The 23,126-nt window shown below is 33.5% G+C and carries 12 protein-coding genes; all 12 read right to left on the reverse strand.

From position 1 onward, the window contains the following. Positions 1–14: 14 nt before the first annotated feature. On the reverse strand, positions 15–3,461 hold the full coding sequence (locus tag Q0783_RS10675; RefSeq protein WP_298895465.1) for a hypothetical protein: 3,447 nt from the start codon (positions 3,459–3,461) through the stop codon (positions 15–17). A gap of 43 nt (positions 3,462–3,504) precedes the next feature. Then, the gene (locus Q0783_RS10680) at positions 3,505–4,344 is read right to left on the reverse strand and encodes a PKD domain-containing protein (RefSeq protein WP_298894999.1); all 840 of its coding nucleotides are present in this window, start codon (positions 4,342–4,344) and stop codon (positions 3,505–3,507) included. Between the two features lie 15 nt (positions 4,345–4,359). Next, on the reverse strand, positions 4,360–5,235 hold the full coding sequence (locus Q0783_RS10685; protein ID WP_298895001.1) for a glycoside hydrolase family 16 protein: 876 nt from the start codon (positions 5,233–5,235) through the stop codon (positions 4,360–4,362). A gap of 26 nt (positions 5,236–5,261) precedes the next feature. Then, positions 5,262–6,725, reverse strand: coding sequence for an Ig-like domain-containing protein (locus Q0783_RS10690; RefSeq protein ID WP_298895003.1), 1,464 nt, complete (start codon positions 6,723–6,725; stop codon positions 5,262–5,264). A 10-nt stretch (positions 6,726–6,735) separates the two neighbouring features. Further along, a complete protein-coding gene (locus Q0783_RS10695; RefSeq protein ID WP_298895467.1) occupies positions 6,736–9,915 on the reverse strand; it encodes a glycoside hydrolase family 2 TIM barrel-domain containing protein in 3,180 nt (1,059 codons plus the stop codon). Positions 9,916–10,245: 330 nt separating this feature from the next. Continuing rightward, positions 10,246–13,047, reverse strand: coding sequence for a triple tyrosine motif-containing protein (locus tag Q0783_RS10700; RefSeq protein WP_298895006.1), 2,802 nt, complete (start codon positions 13,045–13,047; stop codon positions 10,246–10,248). Between the two features lie 114 nt (positions 13,048–13,161). Beyond that, a complete protein-coding gene (locus Q0783_RS10705; protein WP_298895008.1) occupies positions 13,162–14,607 on the reverse strand; it encodes an adenosine deaminase in 1,446 nt (481 codons plus the stop codon). Between the two features lie 37 nt (positions 14,608–14,644). Continuing rightward, the gene (locus Q0783_RS10710; protein WP_298895010.1) at positions 14,645–15,628 is read right to left on the reverse strand and encodes a nucleoside hydrolase; all 984 of its coding nucleotides are present in this window, start codon (positions 15,626–15,628) and stop codon (positions 14,645–14,647) included. Between the two features lie 20 nt (positions 15,629–15,648). Beyond that, entirely contained in the window at positions 15,649–20,187 is a 4,539-nt protein-coding gene (locus Q0783_RS10715) for a molybdopterin cofactor-binding domain-containing protein (RefSeq protein WP_298895012.1), read from the reverse strand. 19 nt (positions 20,188–20,206) lie between these two features. Next, positions 20,207–21,349, reverse strand: a complete 1,143-nt coding sequence (locus Q0783_RS10720; protein ID WP_298895014.1) for a hypothetical protein — start codon at positions 21,347–21,349, stop codon at positions 20,207–20,209. A 27-nt stretch (positions 21,350–21,376) separates the two neighbouring features. Continuing rightward, positions 21,377–22,120 (reverse strand): nucleoside deaminase, encoded by a 744-nt coding sequence (locus Q0783_RS10725; RefSeq protein ID WP_298895016.1) that lies wholly within the window; start codon positions 22,118–22,120, stop codon positions 21,377–21,379. A gap of 788 nt (positions 22,121–22,908) precedes the next feature. Beyond that, positions 22,909–23,124: a hypothetical protein gene (locus tag Q0783_RS10730; RefSeq protein WP_298895018.1), complete on the reverse strand. Its 216-nt coding sequence runs from the start codon at positions 23,122–23,124 to the stop codon at positions 22,909–22,911. Positions 23,125–23,126: the final 2 nt, after the last annotated feature.

Genomic DNA, 23,126 nt, shown 5'->3' on the forward strand with positions numbered 1-23,126 from the left:
GTGTTTGTTATTTTTTACTTTAAAATTGATTTATTAATACTTATGGTAATTCGCTCTACTAAACCTGATCTAGCAAAAATCTCGTTACTAGTGTTTCTATCAAGAACCAAGCTGTTAAGCGTTTTTTGTGAACTTTTAGTAGTTTCTACTTCAATCCAATTCTCATATCCCATTTTATAAATTATAGGCACTTGGCAATATGTAAAAGCTAAAGAACCAACTTCAAGGTCAATTGATTTCCAGTTGTTGTTTACATCAACATAGTTAAGGGGTTTAGATTCTGTTAAGAATTCCTCTTCTCTCAATAAACAAGGGTTGAAAAGCAATTGTCCTTGTTTAACAAATATTCCTAGTTCTCCAAAACGACTCAAAATATCCTCTTTAACTTGTCCTGTCATTCCTGGTTGTTGAGCTCCCTTTCCTCCTGGTGTATGCGAATATGGATCGGTTGGGAAAGCACCATATAATGCTGGTGACTTATGTACACCAATCCCTTCATTAATTTCATAAAAATGCTCTAGTAATTGTCCGATTATAGCTTCGCTTTCGCCATCATTTACTGCTTTTATACAACATTCTTGTACAGCCAGTAATAATTTTGAAACCATATGCCAATAGATCGATCCTAACCCTTCATAACCATAGAATGTTCCAGATCTTCCTGTAAACGCTTTATGATTAAATACCTCTTCGAAAGCTTGCAATACTTTTGGAGTGTCTGATTCTAAAAGTGTTTCATATTTTGTTCCTAAAAGATTTTCTAACGCTAAAGAAACGTCATTAGCATTCTTAAAGTTTCCATTAAAATGATAGTCGCCATTAACATCTTTTTCGATGATTTGAACATTTCCATCCTTTAATAATTCTTGGAGTAATTTTGATGAAAAAACTGCATCTTCAGGAATCGTATTTCTGTCTAAAAACCCTTTAAGCTCTTTATTAGGATACAACATATAACTGTATTGATCCTCTCTAAAAAGCTTGCTTTGTTTTAATGCATTTAAGACATTTAGTGTTTCTGTGGCTTTTAAATAACCTGAACTCAAAACAGCTACTTGACCTTCTAACATCTCACTTAAATAAGAAATAGAAATAGAGTTGTCTGTATTTACAGTCATGAGGTTATAAGCATGATATAAATTATCAGAACGCTTATTAGCTTTAATTGAATGCTCTAAATAAGACTTACTAATTGTTACAAAGTCTTTCAATTTATTAACCGAAAGCGTTGTTTTTCTTCCTGAAAAGGCATGGTTATAGATTTGAGTTCTATAATTACTACCTGCATTTCCTAAACCATCTAATATTATTTTTTTATCTGTATCATTAATCGCTACTGATAATAAGTCTTTATTATTTTCGAAGGTATTCAATACCGAATCGAAGAATTCAGATAGCTCAACAGAAACTTCTACTTGATCAATACTAGTCGTTGTAAGTAACTCTTCAAAGAAATTGAAGAATCTACGCAGATAATAAAGCGTCACCATAGATACTCCATTACCTACCAAAGCATTATTTGCATCATTCCATTCGGGACGTTGTGTATTCATCCAAATACCTCCTTCGGGAATAAAGTTTGATAGTTTTGCCAAAGATGTTACTAATATTTTCTCAATAAAATTTGCTTTAACTATAAATCTGTTTTCATCGCGAAGCAAAGCACCATCTGCACCTAATTGTTCACGCTCTTCATTAATTTTATGATCTAATGCATCATCAAAAACAATTGTGTCTTTTGGATTTTTTAGTAAGTCTGCATATGGCTTAATTTTATAAGGTACATTGGCATAGACAAATAGATCTTTTGTGAAGAAACTTTCTAATTTATCTGGGTTATGATTATTAATAAATTCTAAAAACTTAAGTAAGTAGATAATTTGATGATCTCCCCAATATCCAATGTAAGACCACGGGTCGTCTGGTTCAATTATTTCCCAATCAAAACCACCTTTTGTTACCCTATATGGATTATACCCATCAAATGTTGTTGCGTTTAAAAATTTATGAATCATACTTTCAATGAACTCTGGATATGAGTGTGCTAGCGCTTCCCAGTTTTGGAAGATATCTCGCCAATTGCCTTCATAATCTAAAATTTTAGATCCATCAACTTCACTTCTTGTATTAATTGAAAATTTATTCCAAGGACGACTTGGGTCGCCATGTCTACGACTAAATTTTAACGGCATATACTCTAAACAAAGACGTCTAAAGTTTTTATCATCACTATTGTATGCTATTTCTTGTATTTCTGATAGAGAAAACACTTCTGGAAGGGTATCTAATATTCCTTCAGATGTTCGTGCAACTTTTTTATTTGCATTGTGAAGATAGTTGCTAAAATCCCATTTTTCAATTTGATAACCATTATCAAAGATTCCTCCACGCATAATGTTAAATAGCGTATTAGAAAAGTGACGCGTATCTCTTAAACTATCTGCAGAAACTTGAATGGCATCTGATGCCGAATTCAACTCCACTAATCGTTTAGTACCATAATCAATGTTCTCATTAACTTTATCAGCTAATGCTTCATCCTCGCGTATTTTCTTTAACAGCAACGCAATATCTGAGTGATTTTGATTAACATTTGCGACTAGCATCCATTCTTTAGAAGAATCTGCTAGTAATTCTATTTCAGTTGAAACAAAATAAGCACCCTTTTCAGCTTTAACATCCACTTCTTGTGTTAAAGATTGACCAGACCTAAAAGCATCTAGTTGTAATGATGATAGCAAATACTTAGGATTATTTAAACCTAATGACCAAACAACGTTTGCTTTTAATGCTTCGCTTGCTTCAGCTTTATCAACAAGAATAGCACTAAGTGCATAAATTCCAAGTCCAGTTGACTCTTCTAGCTCATTTCTCTTATAGGCATCTACTAAATTACTGGATTGATTCTGAATATCACTGCCTATACTTGCTGGCAAAATATTTTGAATACCATCTAATAGTGTTATACTTACAGATTCTGTAGCAGTATTAATTAATTTAGATTTTTTTACAAAACCATACTTATTACTAGAACTCCATTGGTATCTAAATATTAATTCTAAGTCATGATTAATTTCTTCAAAAATTATTTTGTTCCCATATCTATTCTTATACAAGTTTTGAGTTGTAGAATATCTACCTAAAGATCTAATAGCTAGTGGTTCCCACATGAACTCTTGATTATTCTTATGAACCTTGAAGATTGATTTATTTCCGGTTATATCAGCAGATTCGGTAATCTTATCGTCTGTATAGTAAGGAAATAAAGCATATTCAGAATTTTTACGTCCTGCAGTTAGCCCTCCATTACTCGATATAAACATCCAGTGATTAGAATCACTGACGATACTCATAAAAAAGGGACGAATTTCATCACAATTAGAAATCTTGTAATAAGATTCATTATCAATAACTAAATCTATTAATCTGACTTTTTTTTCTTTAGAAATATTATTTTCCATTAAAGTTGCTTCGGTTATCATGCTCTTTAAGCCGTATTGGTATTTATTGTTGAACTATCTCATCAAAGTAGTAGATGTCACCATCACAATCTGCGTTTCTTTCAAAATATATAATCATACTTTGAAAAGTTCCTGTAGGGACATCTGTGAAATCAAAAGTAAGTTCTTGCCATTCTCCGGTTTGAGTGATATTAGCAACTCTATCTTGAGAAGGTTCAGTATTTGGAAATGGCATAAACTCTAAACGAAGGGTGACTTCAGTAATTTGAGTTTCTGCTAAAACTTTCATTGTAAACGTTTTATTAGATGTTGTAGAAAAATCTATTGAAGTTGCTAAGCCGACACCAAGTCCTGCAAAGGTTTGACATCCTATAGTTTTTTCATATCGTTGTACTTTACAACTCGAGTTTACAGCATCTATAACAGGGTTGTCAACTATAAAACCTGCAGTATTTCCAAAAGCGTCAAATGTTGCATTTCCATTTGCATCTAAGAACGTCCAGTTTATATCTCCATTTGCGGGATCAAGATTCTCAGCAGATTCATCGGTACAAACAGGAATATCTATAACAAATGTTTCCTGAAACGTATCTGCATTACCATTAATATCAAATGCAGTTAAGGTAACAGTATATGTACCATTTTCATAAGTTACAGTTGGCTCAGCTAATGTAGATGATGTTCCATTGCCAAAATCCCAAGAATAATTTACAGCATCGTTTGATACGTTAATAAACGAAATAGTTCTTACATCAACATTGCTTAGAAATCTTGCATCTAATTCTATGATTTCTCCAGCACCTCCATCGCCTTCACAACTTGTTAATCCAAAGGAAAAAATTGTTACGATTATGATACTTATTTTATATTTTAAAAATCTCATGTTTCTTTATTTAAATTAATTGTACACTCTCACATAATCCACATACATGCGTTGTGGAAAAACTGTTTCTGCATTAGGAGCACCTGGTAAAGATCCACCCACAGCCATGTTGATAATAATATAAAACGGACGATTAAACACCCATTCACCAGTATTTTGAGGAGCTCCATCTTCTACTCCAATTGCTTCATCTGCAGCATCTTGAGGAGTTAAAGTTTGATATAAATCTCCATCGACGTAATAATTGATATAGTTTGGTCCCCATTCTATTCCGAAAACGTGAAATCCAGTATCAAAACGATCATTTTCAATCTCGTATTCTTTAGTTAATGCATCTCCAGCATTATACCCTGGGCCATGAGCACTACCAAAGACTACAGTAGGGCGATTACCTACATATTCCATGACATCAATTTCTCCGCATTGTGGCCATGGGTTTTGATCACAGTCGTTACCTAAAAGCCAAAATGCTGGCCAGATCCCTTTTCCATATGGCAAACGAATTCGAGCTTCAAAGCGACCATATTGCTGTTCAAATAAGCCTTGAGTGGTTAATCTAGCAGAAGTATAATTTGAGGATTCGAAAGCCTCTTCTCTTGCAGTTAATACTAATAATCCATTTTCGACAGTTACATTTTCTGGTCTATCAGTATAATATTGCAATTCATTATTACCCCAACCTGCTGGTAATCCTTGAGCAGTTCCATCTCCAATATCATAAGTCCACATTGACGAATCTGGAGCACCATCTATATCAAACTCATCTTGCATCACTAGGTTATTAAGTTGAGTTACTTCTTGAGTTTCGTCAGTATTACAAGCACTTATCAATAGGGCTACCATAAATAATAGCGCTAATTTTATCTTGTTAAATGATTTTATATATTTCATATTTTTTTGTTTATAAATTATAGCCATTATTCATTGTAAAAATATACGTTATCCACCCATATATCTGAGATAGTTGCATCTGAAACGAAGAACAGTTGTCCTAAGTTAGCAAGGTCTGAAAACCCTGAAAAGTTAGAAATTGGAATGTCTAAACTTAACCAACCATTTTCATCAGCATTTCCTAAAGCAGTAGAATTCAATATAAAGTCCCCACTTGTTGATGAACCAGTACCTGTTCCACTTTCAAGAGATAATCTTATAAAATCACCACCATCGATAGCTTCTCTAATATTAATATCTACATGCAAATGAGACATTGCACTTATATCAACTAAAGACACCGTTTCATAAGTTCCAATACTAACAAAGTTTAGCATTGTATAGTTTATAATATTATCAAGTCCACCTCCTGGTAAAGGCACTTGTAAATCAACATCATTAGGATCTGCTCCAGCACCACCTTGTGTAGTTGCAAACTGAAAGAAACCATTATAGTGTCTTACAGGAACATTTGTATACGCATCACTAAAGAGCGACACAACGTTTGCAGGGTCTCTTGTTGGAATAGGAGCGCTAGGGAATGGACCATTAGATGTGAGTTCTAAAGAACCTTCTGCTGAATTAGCACCAACACTAGCTGTAATAGTAGTAGTACCTACTCCAATAACTGTTATTTCACCCGATTCTGAAACTGTTGCTACAGATTCATTAGAAGATGAAAAGTCAAAGTAACTAGGAGCTGCATTAACTGTTTGATTAATGCCTGTAGGTAAATTAACGGTATATGAAGTTCCTGAAATCTGAATAGTAGAACCCACAAAAGCTTCTTGTACAAGAGAAGCACCACTAAAGATTCGAGGTACTTCTTGACCTAGAGTTCCTAGGTTTTCAAATCGTAGTTCGTCTATCCAAAATGTAAATCCAAAACCATTTGTGCTTTGTGTTCCAGCAGAAAAGAGAAACATTCCCTTTTCTTGAACAAGTTTAGAAGGGTCTGGGATTGGGATTATATATTTTTTCCAATCTGTCGATAATTGAACATTAGGAAAACTTACTGCGTATTCATTCTCTACAAAATCGGTTCCAAAACCTGCCTCAACAATACCTGTTGTAGAGCCTTTAGCCCAGAACGTTAAGGCATCATACTGTGTTAAATTTCTACCAGCTCCAGCATCTTCAAAAATTCCGCCTATAAATCCTCCGTCTGGATCATTAGGTGCAGGTACATCTATTCTAATTGATATACTTCCTTCAAAAGCTTCACCATTATCAGTACCAAAACCATTGACATTTGCCCCGTCAGCAGGGTCAAACGAATTGAAAAACTCTTCTGTAAGTCCGATTGGTGTATCTGTAAAAATATCACCTATAGTGGGAAATGTAGCTGGAATTGCGTCATCAGAAATATCTCTCTCACATCCATAAGTAAGGCTTAGAATCAACCCTAATAAGAATGCATTGTTTAATTTGATTAATTTCATTGTTTTCATTGTTTCGTTTTTATTTTCCAATATTGATATGTACATAGGTTCTAATCTCCCACTCTGAGCCATCAGAAAATCCAGCTGGACTTAATATTGGTTGTGGTGGAAAGTCATCAGTAAATGTGTTCGTAGGAGAATACCTAGGTGAGAATTGATCTAGAGCTCTCCAGGTTCCTCTTATTCCAATTCGTGTACTTGGTAGAATAAACCAATCAGGTTTACCCAATGAGGTTGACACGTCTAGCATTAATTGCATTGGAAATGTTAAGTTAAAATCCCTATGGTAATCAAAAGGCCCCCAATCATTAACTTTTACATGTGTTCGTACACTCATTTTCTTGTAAATCATTCTGATATCTGCACCAAAACGATCAATTGTTCTATCACTATCACCATTAGCTTGTCCATTTCCGTAGTAGAAATTACCAATCAACCCTAAGTCTGGGCTAATTTTAGATACCATTCTAGAATGTAATTCCCATAAGTCGTCAGCAGGTACTGATGTTGGGAATGCAAAAAATGTACGATTAGCTTGGAAACCAATATGAGCATCCATTGTTGTAGGAAGGTGACGGAATACAAATCCTAAATTCATTGCAAATTTAGCATCTTCAGCTCTATCATTATCCCACGAATACATCCATGTTCCAGGTGTTGGATCGTAGGTAAGTAATAATTCAGCTCCTGTGGTTTCTCTATTACCATTTCTTACTGCGAAAGGATCGCTAATAACATTTCTTAATCTCCCAGGTGCATCACCACCGTTGGGCATAGGGTCAACTAACGGTTTTTGATACATAAAGTTTGGTGCAATTTGAAAATCGCCCATTGTATATGTGAAACCACTTAAAATACTAGACACATTTCCACTACCAGAATCTCTCAATTTCCACCCTGTGAAGGTTTGCGTTTGATCGGCTCCGCCATTAGCAACTAAGCCCATGATAGCTCCTTGGGCATACCAATTAAACTTACCACCTCCATAAGTGATTTTTGCTTTAGCACCCCAATTGTCTTTGCTTTGTACTTCATCTAATACAACCTCTCCGTTGTCGATATCTTGATATGTACTGCCATTTAATGGACTTCCACCCCAGATTGCCCCAAGTGTCACTCCTACTTTGCCAAAATCTCTTTCTACAACAAGTGTTGCGCGTTCTGTTGGCCATGCTGGAATAATACCACTTCGTACTTGATTGGCATCCAATACACGTTGACCATTTTCATCAAATTCTAAATCGGTTTCAATATCTCTATGGTATATACCAGTAATTTCATAATCACCAACTTTACGTTGATATTTTAATAAAGCGGTTGGATTAGCTCCCCACCATAATTGAGGTCCGAATGCTGCTTTTAAACCATTAAGAGATCCTTTACCGTTGAATTCCATCCCAAGTATCTCACCATTATAAATATCTAAGTTTGGACCGTAATTAGCTTCAGGATACAATCCGAAGAAATCGCCTTCATATCCCCAATGGTAATGCCCAGTTCTGTAAAAACCTTTGATATCAGCATATTTTGTATTCCATTCGAATTCGGCATTATAAACTCTTAGTCTGTTAAAGTCATTGATTTCTACATCTAAATCATTACCTCCTTCAACACCAACAACAGTAATTGGTCTACCTACATTCTCATAAAATATTTCATCAATTGGGTTTTCAGCTACATTACCCAAAATATTAAAGTTCACATTAGCTCTCATATTTGGAGCTGGATTACCTTCAATTCCGACGAAATACGACTGCATATGATCAAAACCTAATTGATTAGGAAATACATTAGCATTAGGATCTTCAGTTTCAGGAGTAGTTATCAAACTTCCACCAGTACTAAATGTTGTAAAACGTGCACCGAGGTTACTGATTCTTATTTTCTGACTTCCGCCGCCACCTAAAGCAGCTTTATCTCCTCTTGCTCTGAGTACAGCGTCCATTAATTCAATATTATCAAAGTAATTTGACATGAACTCTGGAGTCATTTCAGGATTGTAAGGATCTAATTTATGTACTTCTTTAAGTGCATAATAAGCAGCTCTAGGATATAATGTGTAAAGTCCTCTAGCATCTGTTGGTCCTTTTGCACAAATACCAAACCACTCCTCATTCATATTGAGATCACCTTCTTTTGCTTGATCTCTACTATATCCACCATTTGGCCAAACGGCAACATTATCATGAACATCTAAGTTTTCAGTTTGTTTATATTTCCACCAACCATCACTAAATTGGAATGTAAAACCTCCAATAGAATTATTAGCTTTACCCATTCCAGAGGCGTTTTCATATATATCTTTCCAATTTCCAACATTATAATAGGCTTGAGAATATTGATCTTCTTGATTATCTCTTGCATTAAATGCATCGCCACCAAATTCTGCAAAGAGGATTGGTAGGTTTAGTTTATCCTTAACTTCTTGAAAAGCATTTCCAAACGAAACACCTCTATACATATTAGTACCATATATATCTATGTCTGTACATTCATCTTTTACTAGATCTATATAAAGTAAATCTCCATTACAAATAGCAACCGGATGAGATTGATCTATAGCTTTAACTTCTAGAGAGGCATCGTTGAAGGCTTTATATAAAGCTCGTGCAGCAGCAATTTTATTAGGATCTTCGGCACCATCAATGGGAATGGCTTCGGTTTCTGCACCAGTCCAAGACAAATGATAGTTATTTTCATTACCTATCATATACAATAATAATCCTGGTGTATTCTTATAAGTATTTGCCATATCACGTGCTTCCTTCATCAAGATTTCTCTAGTGGCTTGATCTGCATAATTGGTTTGTGGAGTCCAGGCTCCATCAATTGTTAGACCATATGCACCAAACGTAATATTAAGCATGGTGTAGATCCCGTAGTTTTCATATATATAAGTAATCCACTTAGGAGGAAGCCCATATGTTCTTATGGCATTAACACCCATGTTTTTAAGTAATGGCATTTCGCCATCTAACGCAGCTCTAATAATATCATCAGATTCTGCCCAAATACCAGCATCTGTAATTGTTGTCCCAATAGGTACATAATCCCAATTGACACCATTAACCATGAAATCTTTTCCATCCACTTTTAATTTCATTCCGTCTATACTTTTATCAACAACAACGTTGTTAGATTGAGCTAAAACTGAAAATGTTACTAGGAAAAGAAAGAGTACAAGAAAATTGTTCTTCATCATTTAGTTGTTTTTAAGTTAGTAATTAAAGGATTGGATTTTATGGTTTTGATTAAAAACCTCGTCATTTCAATTTGAAAAACCTTACCACACCTTTTTAGGATACTTGATAGGTAAATTTAGTCTTACATATTAATAAAATGCTAAAAATGACCTCAACAAAAAACATACATCGCAAAAAAAACGTCTCTTTTTTGCGAAATACGCAGTTATCGTTCTGTTTAACACATATTAAAACTACGTTAAACAATACAACTACAACGTTGTAATTTGTTAAAAAAACCTAAATGTATAGGAATTGTATAGGTGAAATAGTCGAGTGTATAGTGACTAAATTTCTAAAATATAATTTGTTAAGCTAGATTCGTGTGGTAATTCCATTTTTTTTCGAAGTCTATAACGTTTCACTTCTACACTTCGTGATGAAATATTTAGCAAAGGAGCGATTTCTTTTGAAGACAGATTTAACCGTAAATATGCACAAAGTTTAAGATCATTAGGTGTTAATGACGGATGTTTTGCCTTTACTTTTTTCAAGAAATCTTTATCAGCATTATTAAATGCTTCTTCAAAAAATTTCCAATCGTCTGTATTGTTTAAGTTTTTATCAATAATCTTAATCACTGGATTTAAACCTTCTGTTTCATTGACACTTTTCAGCTCTTCTTTGATATTATTCAAAAACTCGTTCTTTTTAATTAAGCTCATAGTCGATATAGCCAACTCACGATTTTTATTATCTATATCTTGTTTTAATTGCTCATTTCTTAACGACATTAATTGCTGCTCATTCTCTAATTCTTTAAGCTCTAATTCTCTCTCAGCTTCTATAATTAGCTTCTCTTTCTGCTTCTTATAATTTCTTTTATAGACATTATGCATAATAATTGAGAACGCCATCACTGACAGTACATAAAGAAAAACCATAAGATTAGATAAGTACCACGGTTTATCTATCGTGAATGAGTACTCGGCCACATTATCAGTCATTTGATTACCTACTCTACCTCGTACATAAAATGTATAATCCCCAAAAGGCAAATTTTTAAATAATTCTGAAGGAGAACTAGACCATGAACTCCATTTATTGTAGTTTCCATCAAGTTTATATTGATATTCAGACTCTAGATATTTATCAAATTCGGCAATACTATATGTAAAGGCGAAATTATTATTCTTATTATGAAACTCTTTTTTTACACTAGGTTCTATCATTTTGCTATCAGAATCCAATGCGTAATTAGATATAGAGTTGATTTTTATACGGTAAGATTGGTTTCTCATCTTAGATAAGTCTACAATAATGTATCCTGAGGATGTTCCAATAAGATATTCTTGATTATCAATAGGAATAATATTTTCATAGCCTGTTAAACTCTCCCTTAAATCACTAGGTAATGGTATTCTATTAATTTGTGGTGTATCACTAAGGAGTCCAGGCGATATATAATTGACATTTCTTTTTGAAAAACTCCAAAGTTTACCAGGAGTATTCACCAGTTTACCTGATACATATGTTTCTGCATGATAAACCTTACTTAGGATGGTGTCTTTTTGAAATGAATTAGATGAAACATCATAAGAATAAATCCCTTGACTATAGGCATACAATACATTTGAGTTATATTTAATCAAACTTGAGTGTAGCCCTTTTTTAACAGAACTTTCCTTTTTCACCTTCAATACTTTAGTGTAATCATCATTAAGGTCTAATTTAAAAACCCCTTTGTACTCATGACTTACAAATACTTGACTGCTATCGAGTAGTTCAAAAAATTTAGATGAGATATCAAATCCGTCAATCTTATTTCTAAACTGCCATTCATTATTAACTTTTTGTAAAACGCTTAAACCAGCATAACTCCCTTTCAATAATAAATTTTCATTATTGGGTACTTGCTTTATTCTCCAAGTTCCTTCAATATCTGATATTTGTTGTATCCCATTTTCGCTGATTACGAAGGTTCCAAGATCATGACCACAAAAAAGCGTGTTGTCATAAACTTCTAGACACCAGACCTGACCTTTGGTACCATCTACAAGTTTAAATTCTTCTAAAGAATTTAGAGGTTTGACAAAAAGTCCTTGATTTGTTCCTAAATACAATTTATCATTATAGACTTTTGCGGCATGTACAGCTCCCAACTGGCCTTTTTTATCATTATATACTCTAAATGGTGATGAGCTATTAATACAATTAATTCCATTATCTAAACCCAACCATATATTATCATTTTTATCTTCAAAAACAGAAAGTACCGTATTGTTTGACAGTCCATTATTTTGATTTAATGCATATGATATATTTCCTTCTTTATTAAGATTAATAATTCCGTTGGAAATCGTGCCAATTGCAAAACTTCCATCTTCTAGCCTAACACTACTGTATATTGTAAGATTTGAAATAATATCATTGGCTGGGATATTCCATTTAGACAATTGACCATTATCAAATACAAAAAAACCTTTTTGATTGGTTTGTATGATAAATTTGCCATCGATATTAAAAATATTTATGATTCTATTCGATTTTAGAATATCATTATCTGAAAACAATGTTTCCTTACCATTTTCAATTTTAAATATTCCTTGATTTAATTTTTGGTAATAAATAGTATTGTTAACCTCAACCATCTTAGTTAAAGTTGTCTCGGAGCTAATAATTTTGAATTCTTTCGAATTTGTGTCATAGCTATAAAGTCTATCTAAAGATTGAAATACTATAAACTTATCTAAAGCTATAATATTCCAAACTTGTTCATCTTCAATCATTGGTGATTGAAGATCTTTAGATAATGATGTATAGGTTAATTGATTAAAATTATTACGCTCCCAATAACCAAACTCCATGTAGCAGCCTGTATATATTCTATCTCCAACAGCTTTAACCGAACGTAATATGGTTTGGTTAGGTGTTTCATATAACTTCCATTCGGCACCATTAAACTCTAATAAACCAATATTATTAGCAACATAGATGTAATCGTTATCAGATTGAGATATAGACCAATTTTGAGTTTCTGCCTTGTATATATCAGACGGATAGATTTGTATAGGTAGGATTTCCTGAGCACTAACGAGACCATGTAATACGAAAAAAAGAAAAATTATTACGCTTCGAGATATTGACATTTGCACTTATTGTATAGAATTGTGTACAATATACGATTTTGTATGGTTTACATAAATAGTAAATTACAACCTATACAGATGCATTACATTATAAATTAATTTTAGTAGAAAAATTTAATGTCGTATCTGCTTAGCTATTTTATGCTCAAACTCTTCAAATTTTTTGTCTAAAGTGTGTATAGATTTTTTCTTATCATTCTCATTCATGAATGAATAATGAATACTGTTATATACATACTCTTTTATTTTTTCGTATGAAGGTGTATAATTAGAAGCTAATAGCATATACTCATTAGATAAATTATTTCTTGAGACACCAGAGTCATCAGTTGAAATAACCAGAGGTACGCCATAACTAGAGTAAATTAAATAAGGATGCTCTCTTCCTTCAACTCCTAATATGAACTTATTGCTTGTCAAATTTATTTCAATTGCAGCTTGATTTTTTAGCTTTGATAATAGTTCGTAGGAATCCTTTTCATATGGCAAATCCACTCCATGGCCTATCCTCTGAGCTTGCGCTATGTCTAAGGCTTGATTAATATGAAACAATAGATTTTTAGGCCTCACCATACCTGAAGTTAGTTCCCCTGCGTGTAAAGCTCTATTAACATCTGGATATTTTCTTTTTAGATAATTGAACATTTGCATGTGTAGTGTATAATCTTTAAGAGCAGTATAATTATTCTCAGGAGCTACAATATTAACACCCACGAGTAATGGTGACTTTGTAGCAGCTATATATGCCGAAAGAAGGTCTGTATATACTTGTAACGGTTCTAGTACCCTAACACCATAGCTTTGAAATCGCATTGTGAAACTTTCAGTATCTATACCATTATGATCTTTTGTGAGCTTATCTACAAATTCATCAATCTCCTTATCAAACGTTTTATCATTAAAATATATAGAATCTATATCTTTCAATATATTATCAACTTCTTGTTGTGTTTTTGCATTTTCTAATAAGGTGTTTAAAGTATTGTCTGTGGGAAAATAGTCATTACTAGATATACCAACAGCACTTATCATGGTTTCAATATATGAGACATTTTCGTTGATAGCTCTTTCTTTTAATATATTAAGTCCTACATCCATATATTCATCGGAAACAGCTCCGAAATAACCAAAAGTGTTGAAAAATTGTAAATCTGGTGGTGGTTCAGAATGATTATGATTACCAAAATCTAAATCAGACCACAGCTCTAATAATTGTCTATAAAGCATTGTATTCTCAATAACTTCGTCTGCTGTTAATAATTTACATGTATTGGTTTTACTTATGTCTGTAACTATTTTCAAGCTACAGCTATCAATTCTCCAATCTTTATGTTTTACCCAATTTAAATAAGTTTCAGCATATATAGATCCAGTATAGTGATGATGAATATCACCACCTTTGGGCATGTTGGTGAAAAATTGATTAAGCTTTGCGATGTCATTCTTTTCTATCATCATTTCATAGTACTCAGATGTGGTTTCAAAATCAGATCTTTCTTTAGGCTCATTACAGCTTAATATGCAAAGGCAAACACTTATTATTATAAAATTGTTTTTCATAAGATTGGTTTATTTTTTTACAGCTATCACAATAGCACTAAACATTCATTTTTAGTTGTCCTAATACATAATCATAAAATGCGTCTGAATTTTTCATATTGAAATAAACAGATTGAGGGTTTCTATTTTCCATTTGATGAATCCAACCCTGGGTATCATTACCCCATTCGTCTATTGTTAATGATATTTCTTCTGGATCAGCAAATATTGTGCTAGCAGAAGTTCCTAAAAAACAAGTGGCTAAAGTATTCCACATTTCATAAAATGGTTCATCCTTAACCAAGCCATAGGCTTCGCTAACAAATTGTGACAGATTAAACGTCTTTGCCTGAGAAGCTAAAGCCGTTTTGAATTTATCGGTAATCTTTGCTTTATCTGTGATATCTAAAGGAAACATATGTACACCACTAAACCGATTGAACATTTCGTTAACAGCAAATGGATCCCAAAATGCATTCCATTCAGCTTTATCATTTGCAATTTCGCGTGGTATAGATACTGTTTTGTCATAGAGATTTCCTTTAACAAATATCGCTCCGCCCATCCAAATAACATCTTTAATACCTTTAATAAGTTCTGGGCGTTTTTTTAGAACATCCGTAATTGCAGTAATTGGACCTGTTGCCAATACAACTACTGGGTCACTCATTATCATTGCTTCCAATAATAATGTCTCTATCATTTCTTCTCCAGATTGATAAGGAGGCTCTACATGGCTTTTATAAGGATATAAAGATTCTATTGTTCCCATTGTAATACAATCTTTTCGATATGCCCAAGGGAATGCATTCCACCCACGAGACATACTTAAGGTTAATGGAATACCCTTTTTATCTAAACCGAGAAATTGATGAACCTTACTTGATGTGTCCATAGCTGGAGTTGCAATACAATCTGCATTTGTTACTACGATACCTTTTATTTCAATATTAGGCATTGAACTCAGTACTGCAGTTGAAACAAAATCGTCAATAGCGGCACTATGGTTAAAAATCACTGGTGTTGGTTTTGAAGTTGTCATATTTTTATTTTTAAAAATGTTTATTTAAGAGTCATATCTTTTAATGCTACATGACAAGCTGTTTGAATTTTGCTTATTGTTGCTGGTGCTGTCATTTCTACCCATCCATCATATTCAACTTCTTTGTAAAAAGCTAGTATAGCCTGTTTGATGGCAAAGAATACTGAATTTGCAAGAACCAATGGTGGTTCTCCTATACCTTTAGAAGATTTAACTGCTCTTGCTGCCAGTTTTGGATCAAGTCTCTCTGAAGGCGTTAACCTGTCATCAAAAATTGAAATTCTAAAATCTGTAGGAATAGATTTTGACCCAGGTGGTTTGTAATCCCATGTATTTACAGAGGTAATTGCGTTTTTTGGAACACCTTTTACTGGAGCTTCTTTTGGTCCTTGTTTAATTAATTCTTCGGTTGTCAAGTAACCTAATCCTTGGATAAATGCGCCTTCTAATTGACCAACATCTATTAATGGGTTCAGACTTTTTCCTAGATCAAATAAGATATCTGTACGCTTAGTTTCAAATTCTCCCGTAAGGATATCCACTTCAACCTCACTTACTGCTGCAGAGTAAGTAAAATAGAAGAATGGTCTTCCAATTGGATGCGTATTATCTACAACCTCATGATGAGGCGCCCTATACCTAGCAGATTCACTCAAATTTATTCTACTTGTATAAGCCCATTCAATAATCAATGGCCATATATCAGACCAATGATCTCTCCAATTACGCACAATAGTTTTAACCTTTAAAACATCTTCAGAATCTCCATCATCTGATTCAGCAAAATACAAGGCATTTTCTTCAAGATCAACACACATCTGCTCTAAGCGCTCCCTTAATGCCATACATGCTTTTTGAACAGCTCCTCCGTTAAGATCTGATCCTGTTGATGCCGCTGTAGCAGAAGCATTATTAACAATATTTGTATTTGTTTCTGCCATTTTAATATACTCAATAGGTATTCCTAAGGTTTTAGACGCTATTTGTGCCATTTTAGTTTGAATACCTTGTCCCATTTCAACACCTCCATGATGCACTAAAACTGAACCGTCTCCAGAATAAATAAGAACATAGGCACCACCTTGATTTAAAGCTCCTCTCGGCCCATTAAATGAAATGCCATATTTTAGAGGAATCATAGATATTCCTCTCTTCTTCCATTTATTATTCGCATTAAAGTCATTAATATCTACTTTCCTTTTTTCAAAATCTGAAGATGTCTTCAAATCTGTCCATATCTGATTAATATTATTCCACTTTAGCCCTGTTAAATAAGGCGTATAATCATAAGATGTGGTACTAAAATCTTTTAGGATTATGAGCCTATCAATATTTGATGGTCCAATGAAAGCTTCAATATTATGTGTGTTAATAGCCTTTTCTAATTCAAGTTCATCTTTATAAATTTCGCCTTGTAAAGCCTTTAAACTGTGCAATGTTGATTTATCAAAACCATACGTCTTTAAAACATCTAAAGTCCAATCTGTAATTTCAAAACTACCCCATTTAACTTGTCCATCTTTATACAAATTCAATTCTCTAAGTTTTTCCGGACTTATATCACATTCAAAAGCCGTTTTTTCAATACACTCTTCAAGTATATTCATACTTTGTACTAAACCAAAAGCTCTAAATGCTGTACTACTAATCTCATTAGTCTGACATACATTTCCTGTGACTTTTAAGTTTTTTATGTTATAGGCATTATCAGCACTTAATACAGATAAATCCATCACTGGAAACGACAGATCATATGTGTTTCCTCCATTAGAAACATAGTTCATCACCATACCTGTTATTTTCCCAGATGATTCAAACTGGGTTGCAAAATGCCCATAAAAAGGATGTCGGTTTCCGCACATAATAAAATTCGTTTCCCGAGTCATTTTTAAACGCACTGGACAATTGTGCTTACTAGAAGCGATAGCAATTGGACCCGATATAAATCGCGCACGAGATTGTCTACCTCCAAAACCGCCTCCCAATCGTTGTACAACTACTTTTACATCGGAAGCATCTATGCCCAATATACTGGCAACCACACTCTGATCATCTGCCAAATTTTGCGTTGTAGAATACAGTATCATGTCTTTATTTTCTCCCGGAATAATTAGACCAGTCATGGTTTCCATGTAGAAATGGTTTTGATATCCTGTGGATTGTTTTCCAGAAGCAAAACCTTTTTTAGAATTGACGTTACTGTTTATATGTTTTTCTAAGGTATTTATAACATCTTGTTTACTACCAGGCCTTAGCATTTCCTCAATATGTGTTAAACCTGGGTTTGTGCTAGGCGCCTGAGGGAAATAATGTTTTTCTTTTAAGGCTTCTTCAATATAAATACCAGGATACTCAGAATATGCTATGCAATGTTGTCTAACATATTCGGCAATGGTATTTGATTGTGTTTCTGTATTTGCTAAAACAATAGCAAGAGGTGCTCCAATTGTAGATATTTCTCTAGGAGAAAAAATATCGGAATGCTCTCCTTTTTCAAGAATTACTGATGGGATGTCATCATCTTCAGAAGGCACAAATAAAGGATCATCTAGTCCTGCTCCTCCCCAATTATTTATTTGATTATCCGTATGGATATCCTTATAGGCAATCAAATCAACAAAACTCAAATACTTATTTTCTAGGAAGCTTTTTAACTCTTGTAGATCCACTTTTTTCTTATTAGGCAAACAGTAATGAAAAGTTCCTCTAGAAATAGTACTATACACAAAAGCTGCTTCTAACGTATTTGGAGGAGTTAACACACTTGAGGTGTATATTGCCTCACCAGTAGCTTGCATAAAAGCTGAAAGCTTTACAAACGGAGCAGATACAGGCAACTCTTCTTCATAAGAATTATAAAACTGAATTCCAGATGAAACTTCATTATTTAAAGGATCGTTCAAAGACGCTATTTTTGCTGGCACATCTATATCACGTTGTTTACATACAGCAATAAAAAATTTGTAGAATAAAGAGGATACTAATTGTTGGCGATATGAAAATGATATTTGGTCAATTTCTATGCTTTCATTTGAACCGTTCTTTGGAGGTGCATAGTTTTGAATTTCATCTGCAATATGACGTAGTGTATGGCTTAATGTATCTTCGTTCCATTTCTTTCCTATTAATGCTTCAGATACACTAGATAACAAAATTGGTTTAAACTTCAATCCTTCGGATGTATCCTTGTAATCTGCATGAATACCATTTACTACAAAACGACTTGAGGTAATTTCCCCTTTCGTATTAAATGTAGCTCTAAATCCAGCATTAACAATAGCATGACAATCTTCTACGCGTCGTCTAATTTTAAAAGTCTTTATATAATCATTCGTTTGAGTAAACGGTATTGTTATTGAATAGTAAAACGCATTTTTACTTAATTCTGAAGCTTTTGGTAAATCAAGAATAGGAAAAGTAGACGTTTCATTATTAGTTTTTACAGTCACTGTTGCTTCAAGTGTTGCTAACACCAATACTAAATCGGAAAGAAACCCTTTATTGGTTCCTATAAAAATATTCCCTGCCAAAGTAGCTTCATTTCGTACCTGGAGATTAGCCACTTTATGAAGGTGTTCACTTAAAGCTACTAAACCTTTACTTCTATCATCGCCTTGTTTTTCTATTTCAGCTTGAAGAACTTCCAAAAATCTGGACAATGTAATTTGCCCGCCTACTGTAAGACTGCTTTCGGTTGACTTAACAGATTGGAGTTCGGTTATTTTAGAAATATCAATAATACATTTAGGATCTTGGTAGGATTCATTATAATTAGCTTTGGTAGGATAAATTCCTACGGCTGTATTGCCACTCATTAACTGAAGGTTAGGACCAACTGGACCATATTTATCCAATAAATCAAATAATTGTGATGATGTAGTTGGCCTAAAATAGTTGTACATGTCATTTGAAAAATGAATGTTTTCAGGGTTTTCCATATACTGAACAAAACCTTTTGGGATGGTAACCTTTGTAGAATGAGGTGCTTCCTTTGGTTTATAGTTTGGATCCAATTTCATTTCGGGTAAATGCTTAGGCGGCTTATAATCACTAGCTAGTTTTTTAAAACTATCTAAGATTGGACGATAACCTGTACATCGACAAATATTACCATCAAACAAATCTTCTACTTCCTTTAAAGTAGGTTTTGTGTCTTCTTGCATTCTGGTAAACATATTCATCACAAAACCAGGTGTGCAATAACCACATTGTGATCCATTATTAGCTGCAATAGTCCATTGCACTTCATCTACGGCTGTTTTGACATTTCCAATACCTTGAGTTGTTGTAATCAATGTGCCATCTAAAGAAGATAGCGGACGCAAACAAGCATTAATTGCACGATGAATTATTTTGCATTGAGCACTATCATAACTCGTTAACATCACTGTACAAGCACCACAACCTCCTTGTCCGCAAGCAATTTTAGTTCCGCCTTTACCTATCTCAGGTAAGTGTAAAAAATCTATCAATCGCATTTTAGGAGATACCTTAAATAGTGTCATTTTTTTACCATCGAGATAAAACGTGAGTTTATTTTTATACTCAGAAGCTTCCATATAACTAGTATTGATTATTTTAATGAGGGCATGTATCGGACGTCGCTGGTGCTTTATTGGAAGCACTCATATGTGGACATACAACATCTTGCATTACCGGACCTAATAAATCTACCTGACCAGACAGGTCATTTCTTGGCTGACTATGATCAGTTAGAATCATGGCAGCAGCAGATCTATCTTCTAAGATTCTAGCTAAAAAATGTAAGGCAGGGTCTACATCTGTAAGGTTGGTAACAATCAAAAGGTGTTCATCTAAAGCTTCTTCTTTATCTGCCATTTCTGGTAGAATACACTGTGCTATTGAATTTAACTTTCGAGTTACCCACTCACCTTGCACTATCACATATAAATTCTTCCAATCTTCTTCTGAAAATGTGTCTCTCCATGTTTTCATCAATGAACTTATCCCTAATTGCTGAGTTGATGCTGCAATGACTTGGGATTGTACAATAAGCTTATAAAGTGTATCATCTGGATTATCATTATCATCACTAGACATATTACACCATTTTTGAAATACTTCTGCAGGAGATTCGTCATCACTTAATTTCAAAGCTGTGTTATCGACAAAATCAATTGAAGATTTCAATAAATCTTTCATTACTTTTATAATATGAGGTACAACTGTAGTTTCATCTACATGTGGTGGTGCATCATCAAATTCACCAGTAACATTGTTTAAATCTAATACCAATTTCTTCTTTAATGTGTCATCAATTTGATAGCCCTCTTCAACATCTATATCGTCTATTGTTGATAAGGCTTTTGCCAATACATTTCTATAATCTTCCATTGGTGCTCTCCAGCCTTGATTTTTAGGATCTGTACTATAAGGGCCAAAACATCCAAAAATACCAAGAGGCGCATGAGCAATAGATTTGGCCATATAAAACAGTCTTGCAACAGGTTCTACAGTATATCTTGCCTCTTCACCATATTCATTTCTAACTAAAGTAAATTTTCCACCACCAGGTGTGAATTGAGCAACAATTACTGGTTGGAATTTTGTCAAATCGGCCTGAACTTTATCTTGTAAATCGTCCATATGAGCCAGCATTTCTGTATCCACTTTAATGACATTGGCAATGGCTTCTGCGTTTAAACTTGAATCAACAATTGAGATATGATCTTTCCAGTTAAATTTTGAATTTGTTTCCATTTGAAATAATATTTTTAGTTTTCTAGGTTAATAATCAGTATGAGGTACAACTTTCCATGTATTGAAAGCATCTAGTGAATTTGGTGTACTACATTGAAATACTTTCATGCTCCTTTGATAATAGGGTTTAGACAGTTCATTATAAATTTCTTCATCAGAAAAATTGACACCTTGAACTGCAGCATCATAACGTGTAGCTGAAAAATACATGTGCTGCAAACTGGCCCAACTAATAGCCGAAAAGCACATTGGACAAGGCTCTGCAGAACTAAATATGACACAATGAGAGGTTGCTCCTTTTTGAGGTAATTTTGAATGATCTTTTTCTATTTTAGATAAATCAAATACACCTAGAGATGCACAAACACTGCGAATGGTCATCACTTCGGCATGAGCAGTTGGATCATTTATGGCGGTCACTTGATTATGGTTTTTCCAATACCGTATTATTTCTTGAGTTTCATCATCAATTTGAACAATTACTGCTCCAAATGGACCTCCTTCTTCTCCTATCGATTCTTTAGCTTCTTCACAAGCCATTTCAATCCATTTATTACTTTTAATTCGTATTTTTTCATAAACTTCATCTACAATAATATTCGCTGTTTGCGCCGGAAAATATTTGCATTGATCATGATCTTCTAAGGTACACTTTGGAACAAGTCCGCTCCATGGTTGTATTGCCGAAGGATCAACAGGATCATGCTCTACATGAAATATTTCACCGTTCCCAGGAATGGGCTGTGATAAGTAAGGCTTTTTTTGGTACATAATTTCTAATTTATTTAAACTTGAATGTATTAGTATTTTACGATTTAATCTACCACAAGAATAAGTCTTGACTCCATTTACTTTTGATAATAGTATCTCAAAAAATCCTAGAATTGCTTTATAAATTATCAAGTAAAATAAAGATGATTTTTATAGACTAAATACTATTGTAATTATAAGATCTAAGCTTGGCTGAACTGGGAGTCATCTCAAAGGTATAGCATAGGGTAATGCCAAACAATAGGTATATATACCTGTATTCGATACCACGTTTTTTTTCTAAAATTGTCCACTAAATAAACTTTTGAAATAATGTGATAGCTATTGATAAAGGTTTGTAATTACACTCTAGCAGGTGAAATCTTAAGCCTATTATTTTCTATTACCAATATATTGGCAACAGCATCTTTTTAAAGATTCTCTGTAACAATTTTAAATAATTCATGTTATTATTTAAAGTAACCTTATATTGTTATGGGGAATTTGAAAATTTGGACGATTATATTTCTATGCATTGCAGTGCAAGGCTTTTTTTTGAGCTTTTAGATTGCGACACGTAAAAATCAAAGCAATAAACAAATTGATTTCTTTTTAAGTGCCTTCATTGTAGTATTCTCTATTATAATGTTATTCTGGGTAGGTCATTGGAACGACTTATTTAATGAATACAGTATATTCACTTATATCTATAGACCAATCCCTCTTTTTGTTGGTACCATTTTTGTTTTATTATGTGAAACGCTTTTTCGGAAAAGTAATCTTAAAAGATGTCATTTACCTTGTGCCTTTTATTCTAATCGTCTTATACTTCTTGCCTGTATATTTACTATTGCATATTCTATTGTTATCTTAACAATAGAATCGTATTTAAGTTCTATTCTATCTCTAGTAATCCTGCATAAACTATCTAATAATTTAAGTTTTTGAATACCAGAAGTATTGTGAATATGATTCTTTAAATCATCAATATTTAATTCTTTTTGTTGTTTTTGAGAATAACTCAAAG

The organism is uncultured Psychroserpens sp., from assembly GCF_947500255.1.
GTDB lineage: Bacteria > Bacteroidota > Bacteroidia > Flavobacteriales > Flavobacteriaceae > Psychroserpens.